The sequence below is a fragment of the Methanosarcinales archaeon genome (assembly GCA_014859725.1).
Taxonomy (GTDB): Archaea; Halobacteriota; Methanosarcinia; order Methanosarcinales; family Methanocomedenaceae; genus Kmv04.
In genome coordinates this window covers 1-14,283 of sequence record JACUTQ010000046.1, presented here as the reverse complement: position 1 = coordinate 14,283, position 14,283 = coordinate 1, and the positions used below count along the sequence as shown (strand labels likewise).

Genomic DNA, 14,283 nt, shown 5'->3' with positions numbered 1-14,283 from the left:
CTAAACCACCCAACTTTCAAACCCCAACTTTTCAATAATCTCCTTCTGCTCCTTTGTGAGAACATTGATTTTATTAATCTGCTATACTCCAAAATCAATGGTTGTTTTTCTGATCCTTCCCATTTCATCCAGACTATCTTGCACTCCTTCCCAGCTAGAGATGCCCAGATGGTGTTTATACAATGCCAATACCAGTTATGCAAGATAATAAATGAAAACATAAGCATTAACCGATCCTTCCTCAAAATGCCTGACTGGTTGAAGGTCTAGCCATTTTTTTAAACAATTGAAAATCTTTTCGATCACATCTTTTTCGAAATACATAGAGATAATCTCAGTTGCACTTTTTTAAAAATCATTAGTAAAAATCAAACATTTACCATCGCGAAGCTTGGCCTTTTTTCGATTATCTTCATCTGGAGTGACAGTAACTTTACCATCTGATAACATCCAATTGTAGCAAGCTTAGAGGCCTACCAGTCATTTGGGAGTTTAGAAAAGTAGTTCTAAATTTAGATTTATGAATCATTATTAGGAAAAGATTATATTCATAAAGATTTCATAAATTGTCTGGATGGTTATCATGAACGAAATTGCCTCATCAGTAAAGATGATAAAAGTTAAGAATATTTCTTCAATTTCGAATGATTTGATAAAATTGGATGTTTCTCCTGAGAACTACCAGGATGTTCTATCTGCTGGTTTTTCCAGGGGTCATTATAACGGCAGGATGATAGTAAAAGGGCTACTGAAAGCAGTACCCAGTTTCAAAGACCGGCACCAGATCCTTATGTCTGTCAGGCAAAAAGAACAACCAGAATTACGTTGGGAGGTTGTCAGATCATATAAGGAATCCAGGAACGATCTTGAGATGGTCACAAGCCTTTCATTAATGACAACCAAAGACGCAAAGCCGTTTTTCAAGGACTATTTCGATGTCGGCGGCAAAATGAAAACCATCACGAAATGGCTTGCCAATATTTCCGAAATATACATTGAAGAAAAAAGGAAGGGGAACATCAATCCCGAATACGACGGTTTCTGGGGTGACCTGTGGGATGGAATTGTTGATGCTGGTAAGGCAATCGGTGAGGCAATATCAACTGTCGTGGAGGCGGTGGTAGAAGCAGGCAAGTCTTTTGGTGAAATTGTAGATGATATCATCGATTATGCACAGAGACGAATAAATAATATTATAGAAGCGCTGATAGATGCCGGAAAAGATATCGCGGATTTCCTGATAGATATATTGGATAAAGGAGTGAAATTCGTTACCAAAGTCTTCAAGGCGATTGTCGCTGCCGGAAAGGATGTTCTGGATATTATTAAATGGCTCTATGATAATGCTGTTGATTTTTTAAAAGACGGGATAAAAATCCTTATAGATATCGGTACAAGGATTAAAGACATACTCAAATCGGCTGCTGACCTGGCGATAAATACCTTAAAGGAAGTGGTCGGGCACCTGATAGACCTTGGGCATTCTGTGTGGTATATCCTGAAATGGGCAGCAAGCAAGACCGTTGAAGTAATAAGCGGGGTCTTTGAAAAACTACTGGAGATCGGCAAGACGCTTGGCGACTTGGTAGCCTGGTGTATTCGCAGAAGCTTTGAACTCATGAAAAAGGGTTTTCAGGTCTTAATCGCGATGGGAAATACCTTTTTTACTATCGTAAAAACAATCATAACAGACCCCGAAAACCTACTTTCCAAATCTTTTGAGGCATTAAAAGAACTGGGGGCAACTGCATATGATTTCCTGAAAGCAGGTGCAGAATTCGGCGTGGATTTTATCGAGAAAGTATATGACACACTTAAGAAAATAGGGATGATGCTTATTGATATTCTTGAGTTTGCCGTGACCCAGGGCATCAGTATCTTCAAGGAAATTGCCATCTGGCTCTTACAGACAGGAGTTAAGGTATTTGATATCCTTCTATGGGCACTCCAGAAGTCAGTCCAGGTTTTCACGTGGGTACTTGAAGCAGCAGACGCGGTTTTCGACACATTCCTCGATATAGTCGAATGGATATTTTCCATCGGTGGCGACTGGCTCAGGCATCTGGCAGGCTGGCTTGCAGAAAAGGCACGAGCTGCTGTAGACTGGTTCACGGAAAAGGTAATCCTTCCAATACTGGCAGTTGGAAAACTTATACTGGTAATAGCCATGGCACTTACTAATATTGTATTTTTAGCTATTGCTTTTTTTGTTCTTAATTCCCTTGTCGATGAGGATAAGACAGATTACAAGCAATGGCCTGAAACCCTGGCAGGATTTAAGAACACTTTTTCAAACAAACTTGCCATCCTGCATGAAGTGGATGCCAGCCACAAATACGTTATCGTAAGCGATGTCCATAAGGAATCAAACGAGGATATTGACGCAGGACTCGGGCATTTCCATAAGAATAAGACACTTTTCAAGAACGTGCTGAACCATTATGCACAGGATGATAGCTGGACACTCGTCACTGTAGGCGATGCAGAGGAATTCTGGTATTGCGATGATCTGAGTATTGAGGAAAATCCCGTGCAAAAGGTTGTTCCTATCATAGATTCCAATAGCGATGTTTATGCTATCATTTCCGATGAGTTCTACAAGTTCAAAAATCCGCGACAATTCATAAAGATACGCGGCAACCACGATGATGTATGGTCAAATAGTACGGCTGTGAACAAACTGAAAAACAAAGGTTTCCCCAACATAGACGTTTATGACTATGCCATAATAAGGCGCAATGGTGCTGAGATCCTCATTATGCACGGTCAGCAGTTTGACCCTTATAATTGTGATGCAAATAACTTCTTTGGAAAATTTGCAAGCAATTTCGTGGGTGAATCAATTGACCAGTTAAACGATACCCTTGTATCTATTTTCGGGGATGGGGCACGCATTGAGGGATGGTCACTTGCGCCGTTTTTCACAAAAGCCGAATGGATAAGCGATAGCATGAATAATGTGGAGGAACCTAAAATCTCAGACGGGGTCATGTTTTCCGAGCAACCCATGGTTGACCAGATGCGTAAGTACAATGTCAGTATGATTTGCGGGCATACCCACGGGCCAAAAGTTATGAAAGACAGCCAGAACCAGGACAGGTATTACATAAATTCAGGCACATCTGGCTGGTGGGAGGATTGTATATGGACTATTGAGATAACGCAGGAGGATGTCACACTGATTGCATGGACGTCTGATCAGATGCCCTTCAGGACATTCAAATTTAGCGAGGCGACATCGTTCTAGTATGCACATCCTTTTCCTTGCGTATTACCACCCCAGATACATGGAACCGCTTAAATATTGGGGTGGGCTTTTTCGCCGCAAAGGCTGGACTGTAAAGGAGATGTATCCAGATGCATTCTACAAAGAGGATGTACTGGAGGAGTTAGAAAATGATCATGACCTGATTATTTATTTTGGTCACGGAATACCCGGGGCATGGAGTGGTTTTGGTACTATAGGTGCTGATGACATAGCAAAGATAAAATCAAAAAGTAATAAAAGGGTGATAATAAGTCTGAGCTGTGGCAGCTTGAGTTCCATGAATGGAAAAAACATTGCAGAAGCTTTCATTAGAAATTATCTTGCATTGTATGTTGTGGGATATAAAGACCGGATAAGATATAAAGAGAACCTGGATGTCGTAAATCAGGTATTTTCCTGGCTCCTTGATTCAGAGGAATTGAAAATTGACTTCTTGGTATCTCAAATTAACGATCTGAATAACATTCAATTACATATAATGTCTAATAGTGATTTAAGATATATCTATTGATCTTTGAAAGGAGGATAAAATGTACGGATGGAGGGGGACTATTCTAAGGATAGATCTCACGAAGAACGAGATCACAAAACAACCGTTGGACGAGACTTTGCTCCGGGTCCCCTTTCAGGCACTCCTCTGGGACTTACGAGTCGACTTGAGGTTAGCGCTCTTTCGCCCTACAGCGGCATCCTTGGCGATGGAAATGCTGGCGGATCTTTCGCGACGTTCCTGAAATGGGCGGGTTATGACCAGATAGTAATAACCGGAAGGGCAAGCTCCCCAAAGTATCTCTGGATAGATAATGAGAACATCGAATTGAAAAACGCCTCGGATCTATGGGGAAAAACAACCTGGGAAACAACGCACATACTTCAAAAAAGGCATGGAAAAGACATAAGTGTGGCAGGTATAGGGCAAGCAGGAGAGAATCTTGTTAGGTTCGCATCCACAATAGTAGATAAGTATGCTTCAGCTGCCCGTGGAAGTGGGGCCGTTTGGGGCTCGAAAAACCTAAAATCAATCGCTGTCAGGGGCACGGGAGAGGTGAAACTGGCAAGACCAGATGAGTTCAAGCAACTGGCGGGCGAAGATATGGATTTCTTTTTAAAAGACCATATGCAACATAAGGTAATTGCCGTCTATGGCACACATATTGGAATGATGTACTGGCATCCGGGTTACAGGAATTTTGAGAAATATTTAGATGCCGATGAAATTCCGGATGATCTGACGCCAGATGGCTGGAAGAAATACGAAATAGCTAGAACGGGTTGTTATGCTTGTCCGGTTAAGTGTAAGAATGTCTATAGAATCCCAAGCTGCAGGCGTTGCGATGAAACCGGTTCAGCCCTTGAGTTTGAATGCATTGACTGCCTGGGTACCAACTGTGGTATCCAGGACCCGATCGTCATAATGGAAATGGAAAACCTTTCTGATATGTATGGAATGTGCGTTATTGGTCTTGGGAATACTATTTCCTTTGCAAAAGAACTCTATAGCCGTGGTATCATCACCAAAGAGGACACAGACAGGCTTTCACTTGACTGGGATGATGCAGATTCCCAGATCGAACTTATCCATCGAATTGCAATGAGGGAGGGTTTTGGTAATATATTGGCTGAAGGTCAGTATAGTCTTGCAAAAATTATTGGAAAAAATGCAATGAATTATTGTTATCACGTCAAAGGTCTTTCCCGTGGCGTTCATCCTCCAGGACTATTTTCCCTTGCACATGCAACCTCGTCCAGAGGCGCAGATCACCTGAGGGGAAGGAGTTGGGCATATGGTGAGAACGACCCGGACCTTTTTCCACTACTTGTAAAGACAGGTTTGTTGCCCCCCCAGATGTCCCAGAATCCTGTAGAGGGACTCACCATCTCTGAAAGGGCTACAACACTCACTGATTCGATAGGTCGTTGCAAAGGAGCGGTCAATAGTTGGGCATGTGCCGTGCCGCTTGTGTGGAAGTATCCGCTGTGGAATGGCCTTGCAAAACTGATGACGGCTGCAACTGGTTTGGATTTTGATGAGACCAGGCTTGTGGAAGCAGCGGATAGGATATATACCCAGGAAAGAGCTTTCAACGTCAGGCAGGGGATAACGAAAAAGCATGATCGACTGCCTCAGAAGCCTGATGTTAAAGGGACACGTCAAGGTAAAGAGGAACTTAAGAAGCATGAAGAAATGCTCACGGAATATTACAGAGTGCATGGCTATGATCCCATGACAGGTATCCCGACGCGCAAGTGGCTGGAGCAAATAGGATTGAAATACGTGGCAGATGAGCTTCTGGCCCATGGCCCCTATTCAGAATGGAACGGTCCGCCTCTTTGGTCTTTGGACAGGTATCCACATGGAGGTGCACGCGCTTAGTACTAGAAAAATATTTTCAAGTTTAAAGCAATTTCAACTTGCCAACAACCTTATCCAGCTTCTCGACAGGTGCTGGCCCGATTCCCAATACGGTAATAGTGCCCGGTGGTATCTGGGTAAGCCCGGCATCGGTAACAAGGGCAGTTGATAATCCTTCCCTGCGTGCCTGCTCTTTTAATTCAAAAAGATCTTTTACAGTGGCTACTTTCAGGACCACCTTCTTCTGTCCATCCCTTATCCAGGCCTCTCGCTCTTTCTTATCAGCAAAATCAGATGCAGTAACAGCAGCATGTGCCACCTGGACTGCCAGTTTCCCCTTTGTAAGTTTAAGATCGTCCCGGGTAACAATACATTGTTTATATTCAGTCATTTGATGAGCATCCCTTTCTCATCGAAATTAAGCTTATCAGTGGTGCGACGGATCCACTCGTCTCCAAGTGCCAATGCCTTATCTCTATCAAACTCTCCTACTTTCACTTCCTCTTTGCTAATTTCTAATATTGAAGCCACAGGGATGGATAAATTTTCGCCCCCACTTTTTAAAATCAATAATCCAGAATCAATGGATATGGTCTCACCAATCCTTTTCTTTCCCTGGACCACGAACTTACAGATGATATCTCTTTTGGATATCGTAATTTCCTTGTCTCTTGGCTGTGAAATTTCTTTAGGGGTTTCTGCCCCCTCCTTTTCAGTAAGATCTTGATCAGCAGACGAAACCGGATGGGGTATAGACATAGAATGCCAGTCCAGATTATCATGCTTATGATGCCATAAGCTGCCTACCTGCCTGGTTTTTGTTGCTGCCCCATCAGCATCTCCCCCAAAAAGTTTATTAATAGTATGCTTAATTCCCATCCTCTACACCTACCAGTGTTTTCTTTGCATATATTTCTCTTCAACACCTAAAAAGTCAATGGCAGAAGCAATCACAGCATTGGTAAAAATATAAGAATTTATCTCAGAATAAGATGGACGTATCTGGTTCATCTTTGAGGTGCTGATCTTGCTGGGATTTTGGTCAGAGAAAATACTCATATCATCTGCTTCCACAGGTATGAAAATTATATTTTCTTCATTTCCCCATTCTGTTAAGTATTCCACGATTTTTGAATTTTCATTCACTGTTATCGGGAAAATATCAACACCTTTACTGCGGGCTTTCTTCATGCCCTCCAGAATCTCCCTGGTATCACCGCTACCGCTTATTGGAATGTATACATCTCCCCTGATTAAACTGGGGGTGGTAGCGTCACCTTTTACATATACGTTAAGGCCAAGATGGGTGAGGCGCATACCAAATGCCTTTGCCACGAATCCCGAACGTCCAACCCCATCCACTATAAAATGACCTCTACGGTTCAACAATTTCTCTATCCATGACCGCAGATACTCTTTGTCGATTCCTTTTAAAAGCCTGGCATTCTTAAGAAAATTATCGATCTGCTTATAATAAAACTGGTTGCCTCCGCTATCAAGAGCAGGTAAAATGCAGTTTAAGAATGTGCATAATTTCAGTTCGAATTCAGAACCCATGACAGCCAGTTTACTGGGTTTTTCCAGTTGTATATCTTCTATAAGGAAACTAAAACCATTATCTAAAATGACTTTCTGATAAGCAGGAGAATCATTTTTTGCAGTGATAAGTATCTCTTTGGCACCCAAACGGTGGGCATCTTCAAGATAATTTATCACACTTTCTGTGGTGCCTGAACCGGATGCTGCTATGATCATATTATCTCTGTCAGGGTCAAAGTAGCGCCTTATGGGATCGTCCAGGGTAGCAGGGAAAATCTGGTCATATCGCAATAACTGTTGAATAAAATCATATAATGCCAGGGCACTCCTGCCCTCTCCAATACCATATATGACCTTCTGCTTTTGGCCTTCCTTAAAAATAAAATCTCTCAGATTATATATGGTGGCATCGATCTTTTCCGGGGGAACATTTCTTAGCTGTTCGAGGAATAGTAGCTGGATGTCAATTGAATCGTAAAATTTGGCAGTAGATTTCATTTAATGTCCTAAACGTTATTATGAATTGTAATATAGTTGGTTATTACTTAAATATAATAATGTTTAAGGCTGGTAAATTCAACAGATATGGTCTATGAAAAGTCCTAATCATTTCAAAGTACGGCTTCGTGATTTCATTGTCACAAAAGATGGGTTGATATTCTCTTGTGTTGATTACCATCATCCTGAAGGAGTAAGGGGTGTGTTGCGATACGTTCCTGATGAGAATGGGCAGAGAACGAACGGCACACAAAATTTCACAAAATATGATTTTGATGACGCTTTCCAGTATATGCGAACCCACAAATCCAATTGGGTAACAGATGTTCACATTATCCCATGGGATCAGATCAGGCAGGTATTGACCCCTCCCGAAAGGCTTGCCGAGATTTTCCTGAGCGACCCGCGTATTGAAGAGATAACTGAAACCTTGCTAAAAGGCGGTATTCCCCTTGATAAAATGGGGATTACGGGTTCATTTCTACCAGGTGTTCAAAACAGCGGTTCTGATATTGACTTTGTAGTATATGGTCCTGATTGGTTCAAAGCCAGGGATATTATTACTCAGGCAAAAGAGGATCCTAAAAGCAATATCCATCACCTGGATGAAGATATGTGGATGCGAATTTATCACAAACGAATACCTGATATCGGGTTTGATGAGTTTAAACTCCATGAGATAAGGAAAGGGAATCGAGGGATGGTTGGGGATACATATTTTGACCTGCTATTTGTGAGGGATTGGGATCAGATCAATGAACCTGTAGGTCGTGGGAAAGATATCGGCAGCAAAACAATTCAGGGATTAGTAACTGATGCTCAACTGGCATTTGACAGCCCTTCCATCTACAAGTTGGCCCATCCCGAGATCGAATATGTACTTTCATTCACCCATACATATGCAGGGCAGATCCTGGAAGGAGAGACATTGGAAGCCAGAGGTATAGTGGAAGAACTGGCTGAATATAAGCGTTTGGTTGTGGGTACTAGCCGTGAGCCGAAAGGGGAATGGATACGTTCTTTGACTCTTCTTGAATCTTCCAGACGCCGTTAAGAATTAATATGATAACATTCCTTCGATTATTATAGGAAATTCAGGGTGAGCAATATGAAACGGATCGCATGGGGAATTACAGGGTCGGGTGACCTTATTAAAGAGACATACGATGTTCTGGTGGACATAAAGCACAGGACTGATTATGAATTTATGGTATTCTTATCCAAAGAGGGTGAGACTGTTATGAAATGGTACCGGATGTGGGACAACATCCAGAAGGATTTTCCCAATTTCAAGACCGATGCAGGACCCAATTCACCTTTTATTGCCGGGCCGTTGCAGGTTGGCCATTATGATGCCTTATTAATAGCTCCCACAACTGCAAATACGGTGGCAAAAATAGTCCACGGAATAGCTGATACCCTGGTTACTAATGCCGTGTCCCAGACCGCTAAAGGGGATACGCCAATCTATATCCTGCCTGTGGACAGGGAGTTGGGGACAGTTACCACATATTCACCCCTGGGAAGAGAGATGAAATTAAAAATGCGGGAAGTTGATGTTGAAAATACGAAAAAACTCGGCAAAATGGAGAATATTACCATTTTGAACAGTCCGGATGAGATATATGGTGTGTTGGGAGTTGAGAAATAGCCATTTTATTTGTTAAATTTTTACATCCTCAATCATCAGGGATGAACTGTATATTATTACCAGTTTTACGTTTGTGAATAATACAGATACCATTATAAATAGTCAAAATAATTCTGAAATAAAATAAGGTGACAAAACATGATTTCGAATATGGAATATAGCCTGTTAACTTCTGAATCAGTTACTGAGGGGCATCCTGATAAGGTCTGCGATCAGATATCGGATGGTGTGCTTGATGCGATAATGGAACAGGATCCAACTGCCAGGGTGGCATGTGAGACATTTATTAGTGTAGGATTTGTGATAGTCGGCGGTGAGATCACCACAAAAGCTCATATTGATGTCCCATCAATAGCTCGTGGTATCTTGAATGACATCGGTTATACAAGTGAAAAATACGGTTTCAATTATAAGACATGCGGTGTTTTGAATGCGATTGGTAAACAATCACCTGATATTGCACAGGGCGTGGATGTAGGCGGCGCCGGTGACCAGGGGATGATGATCGGTTATGCATGTAGGGAGACCGAGGAATTGATGCCCTTGCCCATCATGCAGGGTCACAGGATGGCTAAAAGACTGGCTGAAGTGAGAAAGAAGAATATTCTTCCTTATTTATGTCCGGACGGGAAGAGCCAGGCTACTGTTGAATATAAAATGGGAGTGCCCCAGAGAGTTGATTCGATCATTATCAGCAGCCAGCATACTGAGGAGATACTGGACAGTACTGGTCATAAAATTACAGATGATGCCAGGAATGAGATCATTGAAGAGGTTGTGATGAAAACAATTGACAATGAACTGCTGGATAAGAATACCAAATATTATGTCAATCCGACAGGCAAGTTCGTAATAGGCGGACCCCAGAGTGATACAGGAATGACAGGGCGTAAGATCGTAGTTGATACTTATGGCGGGCTGGTTCCACACGGCGGTGGTGCTTTTAGCGGTAAGGATTGCACCAAGGTTGACAGAAGTGCTGCCTATGCGGCCAGATATGTAGCTAAAAACATCGTAGCGTCAGGACTGGCAGATCGCTGTGGATTATCACTGGCATATGCTATTGGAATTCCAGAGCCCACCGCTGTTATGGTCAATACATTTGGTACTGGCAAGATGAAGGACAGGGATATGGTGGGACTTGTCAGGAAACATTTCGACCTTACACCAAAAGGTATCATCGAGACACTTGATCTCAGGCGTCCCATTTACACAAAGACCGCAGCATATGGTCATTTCGGCAGGAACGACCCGGACTTCACCTGGGAGAAGACCGATGTTGCCGATGATATTGCAAAGTCTGCAGGGATTTAATATTTTCTATGCATTGACCCTGTCCTTCCAGGTTTTACCGATTCCTACAGGATATTGGATCAGACATAATACCCGAAAGTTTTATTGTTAAGGGAACTTATACTAAATTAGTAAATATCTGATTATTTGAATAAGGGGTTGTAATGAATACTAAATCACTATTCATACTAGCTATTATAATCATCCTAATGTTGCAGGCACCTGCTTTGGCCAATCGTGCGATGCTAGGCAAATTTACATATCATTACGATAATTCTGGCACCAGATTGAATGTATGCAAAACATGCATGGATTCAGCTTCTCCTCCTGCAAGCTTGAACAGTTATGGAGCCGAAATGAGAAATTTTCCAGGTTTTGATCGTGATAATCCAATCCTGACAATAGAAAAAATAGAGCAATTGGATTCTGATGGAGATGGATTTAGCAATATTGAAGAAATCACAAATTCCACATTCCCTGGGAATTCTGATGATTTTCCCTCATCCGATTCCACAGTTTCTGAACCGGCTGCTACAAACACAATAATGAATGCAATGGTCACCATAATTGTTATTCTAATAGTTGCCTTTATGGTCAGAATGAAAAAGTAACAATCATGGTATTTTTTGAATATTCTTGAGGTAGAAAAACATTTGAGCCAATATTTTCAAATGTTTGAAACATTTTAGAAAAAAATCTATAAATCCTATTTTCGTGCCATTAAGTTAAGCCATTCTTCTCTTGTAATCTTAGCATCTTATATATTAATATGTTATTAATATTATGAAACTATCGATAAAAAAAAAACATAACTATTTGTTAGTACTATTTAATGGAAAATCTATCATAGTCAATCCCTGTTCTTTGATTACTCTATATCATATTTGAAATCATTCATTTGTAGAAGATTTTTAAAGAAAGAAGATATAATATGGAAGATGGACATTCTAATCGGTAATGTAAGCCTGGACATTTTCTTAATGTTCATTTGTTCATTTATCCTCACTCTGATCACAGGTATTAAAGAAATTTAAAGAAGTAAAAATCGATATAATACGGGACTAACATGGCTCTCGATCCTACTTTCTGGGGATTTTTCTTTTTCGGCATCCTTGCAGGACTATGTCCCTGCAATAGTGTGCTGTGCCTCGCCCTCATGGGTTATGTGACAGGTGATAATAAAGCCGAACGAAATTTCCGTGATGCGCTTCAGCTCACCCTCCCTTTCGGTCTTGGCACACTGCTTATCATAGTGCCTCTGGGCGGTATCGCTGCGTTTCTTGGCAAAAGCGTTGTTCATTTTGATGAACGAATAGCCTATGTACTGGGCAGCCTGGTGTTTTTTCTAATGGCGCTGCAGTTCTTTGGCGCGTACCATATGCCAGTGAAAAAAGTATTCAGGAATCTGCGCCTACCCCCCTCGACCACACCGCTGGGAACTTTCCTGCTCGGTTTATCATTTGGCGCGATTACTATGGGAAGGGTTGCGCCGATGCTTTTTGCTGTTCTTACCGTGGCCGCAGTATCAGGGTCTGTGGCTTACGGGATTACTATATCTCTCCTTTTCGGAACAGGTATGGTATTGCCCCTGGTAATCATAAGTTCCATTGGCGGAGCCGCAGGAAAAGCCATACGCACAAAGCTGGAAGAAAAAGGCGTCCTGATCGACTGGCTGCTGGGGATAATACTATTATTGGTAGCGATATATTTCCTTTTCCTTGCTTTTAATTAGTCTTCACAAGGGAATACACCTGCCCATATCAGGAGAATAAAGTATGGAGAAACAAAGAAATAAGGTTTGTGGAGTAGACATTCATAAAAAGTTTCTCGTAGCTACGATTCTCTCCCGAGATGGTACCAAAACTACAGAACGATTCGGGATGAACCTTGATGACATTATAATGTTCAAGGAATGGGTCGTTAAGAACAATTGTGAACAGGTCGCTGTTGAATCCACAGGCGTTTATTGGGTTCCGATATACACAGTATTGGAAGATAAAATCGAGGTAATAGTAGCCAATGCCTACAAGATCAGGCATACACCCGGGAGGAAGACGGATGTACGAGATTCCGAATGGCTCGCAGAACTATGTCTCAATGGAATGATAGAACCTTCAAGAATTTTCCCCAAAGAAGATCAGGCACTTGAATCATCGTGTATCAAGATATCTTCAATCCTGTCAGATATCTTTGGAAAATCGGGAAGACATATACTTGATGGTTTGCTTGAAGGAAGGAGCATAGACGAAATCCTGAGTGGAATCAAGTCAAAAAAGGTCTTGAAAAAAGAGCAGGATTTGAGAGATGCAATAAAAAATAGCCTTGATTCGGCACAAATTCTCTTGATACGAAACTGCCTTGAACTGATAGAAGAAATCCAGAAGAGGATCGAAAAAAGGAAAGAAGATGTTGAAATTGCAATGTCCATTCCAGGTATTGCATTTATGAAAACGGTGAGAAGCTTGCTGCTTGGTGTGGACTGACACCAAGTGTATCTCAATCTGCCAATAAGCTGGTGACTGGTAGAATTACGAAACAAGGATCTAAACATGTGAGACGGATGCTCGTTCAAGTCGCTCATGCCATTTCCAGAACCAAGAACTCGGTTTTGAAAAGATTCTTTTTGAGAATACAGGTAAAGAAGGGAACAAAGAAAGCAGCGGTGGCATTAGCAAGGAAAGTTCTCTGTATATTGCATCATTTGTTGATGAACAGGGAAATGTATCAGGAAAATGGAAAAACAAAATCTAAACCTGTAAAATTTGATCGGACTTCCTCACCGATTCAAATGACTGAACAGGATATGATTGATGTGCTATCGAATGCAGGATATGTTATTAAAAAGAGTTACTGCGGGTTTGGAGTTTGTACTAAATTCACCAAAGACTTTAAATATCTACACTAATAAACATGATTAATTAAGGAGGTGAGGAAAATGTGCAGCACATCTATAAGTTTCTCCGCCATGCCTGAGGATGTTGAGGTCTTGAAACGAAATAGCGGCATATACTATTGCAGGTCATGTATGAAAGCTTTCATAAAGAAGAATGCAACAGAATGCCTTTTATGCGGGTCCACAGATATAAAACCCAGGATGAATTAGGGATTTAATAATTGTCGGACAGCCTGCCCATCCCAGGGCAAATAAAGCATATGGAAAACGAAACAGATTAAATCGCTTTGACCCTAAGCGTTTATTGTGTTGCTTTGTTATTAAATCATAGTTATTGATGCTGTTTTTGTTATTATACCCATGGACTTATAATAATATATCACACCTGTTCGATAATGTCACCGGGAACTCCACATTAAACAGCCAGAAAAACCTCACGAAATAATTCTGTGCCCATATTCGACCGCCTGCATTCTGGGATAGGATATCTACCGCCTAAGGGATTTGAATGGGTTATCTTTTAATAGTGTTACTTAACTATCTGTCTGCTGGAAGTGGTGGACTCAAATAACACGTTCTGGGATAGTGATAACTTGTAAGATAGATTATCATGGTTGAATCACTTCGCTCGTATAAAAAGAGGGCACCATTTAAATATTTTAATACTTTATTCTCAGCCCATTTCTATTTAATAAGTTTCTTGAGATTGCTTTATTATTTCCGAGCATAAATTAGCCATCCCGGTAGAGTAAAAGAGTGGCTTTCGCCACCCTCTCCTCATCAAACCG

11 protein-coding genes and 2 pseudogenes are annotated in these 14,283 nt (G+C 41.4%); 10 read left to right on the top strand and 3 right to left on the bottom strand.

Features of this window, described 5'->3' with window-relative positions; translation table 11 throughout:
* Window positions 1–583: 583 nt before the first annotated feature.
* The 3 genes and pseudogenes from IBX40_05620 (at window position 584) to IBX40_05610 (ending at window position 5,642) form a co-directional block, all read left to right on the top strand.
* Window positions 584–3,247 (top strand): metallophosphoesterase family protein, encoded by a 2,664-nt coding sequence (locus tag IBX40_05620; GenBank protein MBE0523796.1) that lies wholly within the window; start codon window positions 584–586, stop codon window positions 3,245–3,247.
* 40 nt (window positions 3,248–3,287) lie between these two features.
* The gene (locus IBX40_05615) at window positions 3,288–3,779 is read left to right on the top strand and encodes a hypothetical protein (GenBank protein MBE0523795.1); all 492 of its coding nucleotides are present in this window, start codon (window positions 3,288–3,290) and stop codon (window positions 3,777–3,779) included.
* 19 nt (window positions 3,780–3,798) lie between these two features.
* Window positions 3,799–5,642, top strand: a pseudogene (locus IBX40_05610) (aldehyde ferredoxin oxidoreductase).
* A gap of 22 nt (window positions 5,643–5,664) precedes the next feature.
* Here IBX40_05610 and IBX40_05605 read toward each other — a convergent pair.
* Genes IBX40_05605 through IBX40_05595 form a run of 3 tightly spaced genes read right to left on the bottom strand, consistent with a single transcriptional unit; the run spans window position 5,665 to window position 7,658 of the window.
* Window positions 5,665–6,012, bottom strand: coding sequence for a peptidyl-tRNA hydrolase (locus tag IBX40_05605; GenBank protein ID MBE0523794.1), 348 nt, complete (start codon window positions 6,010–6,012; stop codon window positions 5,665–5,667).
* Window positions 6,009–6,500 (bottom strand): hypothetical protein, encoded by a 492-nt coding sequence (locus tag IBX40_05600; GenBank protein ID MBE0523793.1) that lies wholly within the window; start codon window positions 6,498–6,500, stop codon window positions 6,009–6,011. Before IBX40_05600 ends, IBX40_05605 begins: the two co-directional genes overlap by 4 nt.
* A gap of 9 nt (window positions 6,501–6,509) precedes the next feature.
* On the bottom strand, window positions 6,510–7,658 hold the full coding sequence (locus tag IBX40_05595) for an SIS domain-containing protein (GenBank protein MBE0523792.1): 1,149 nt from the start codon (window positions 7,656–7,658) through the stop codon (window positions 6,510–6,512).
* 94 nt (window positions 7,659–7,752) lie between these two features.
* Between IBX40_05595 and IBX40_05590 the strand changes: the two genes are divergently transcribed.
* The 7 genes and pseudogenes from IBX40_05590 to IBX40_05560 all read left to right on the top strand — a co-directional run bounded on the left by IBX40_05590 (window position 7,753) and on the right by IBX40_05560 (window position 13,705).
* Window positions 7,753–8,712, top strand: coding sequence for a nucleotidyltransferase domain-containing protein (locus tag IBX40_05590; protein ID MBE0523791.1), 960 nt, complete (start codon window positions 7,753–7,755; stop codon window positions 8,710–8,712).
* 54 nt (window positions 8,713–8,766) lie between these two features.
* Entirely contained in the window at window positions 8,767–9,309 is a 543-nt protein-coding gene (gene afpA, locus IBX40_05585) for an archaeoflavoprotein AfpA (GenBank protein MBE0523790.1), read from the top strand.
* A 138-nt stretch (window positions 9,310–9,447) separates the two neighbouring features.
* Window positions 9,448–10,623 carry a methionine adenosyltransferase gene (locus IBX40_05580; protein MBE0523789.1) on the top strand — a complete coding sequence of 392 codons (1,176 nt, stop codon included), beginning with the start codon at window positions 9,448–9,450 and terminating at the stop codon, window positions 10,621–10,623.
* A 143-nt stretch (window positions 10,624–10,766) separates the two neighbouring features.
* A complete protein-coding gene (locus IBX40_05575; GenBank protein MBE0523788.1) occupies window positions 10,767–11,213 on the top strand; it encodes a hypothetical protein in 447 nt (148 codons plus the stop codon).
* A gap of 455 nt (window positions 11,214–11,668) precedes the next feature.
* The gene (locus IBX40_05570; protein ID MBE0523787.1) at window positions 11,669–12,334 is read left to right on the top strand and encodes a sulfite exporter TauE/SafE family protein; all 666 of its coding nucleotides are present in this window, start codon (window positions 11,669–11,671) and stop codon (window positions 12,332–12,334) included.
* A gap of 43 nt (window positions 12,335–12,377) precedes the next feature.
* Window positions 12,378–13,507: pseudogene (locus IBX40_05565) on the top strand (IS110 family transposase).
* 30 nt (window positions 13,508–13,537) lie between these two features.
* On the top strand, window positions 13,538–13,705 hold the full coding sequence (locus IBX40_05560; protein MBE0523786.1) for a hypothetical protein: 168 nt from the start codon (window positions 13,538–13,540) through the stop codon (window positions 13,703–13,705).
* Window positions 13,706–14,283: the final 578 nt, after the last annotated feature.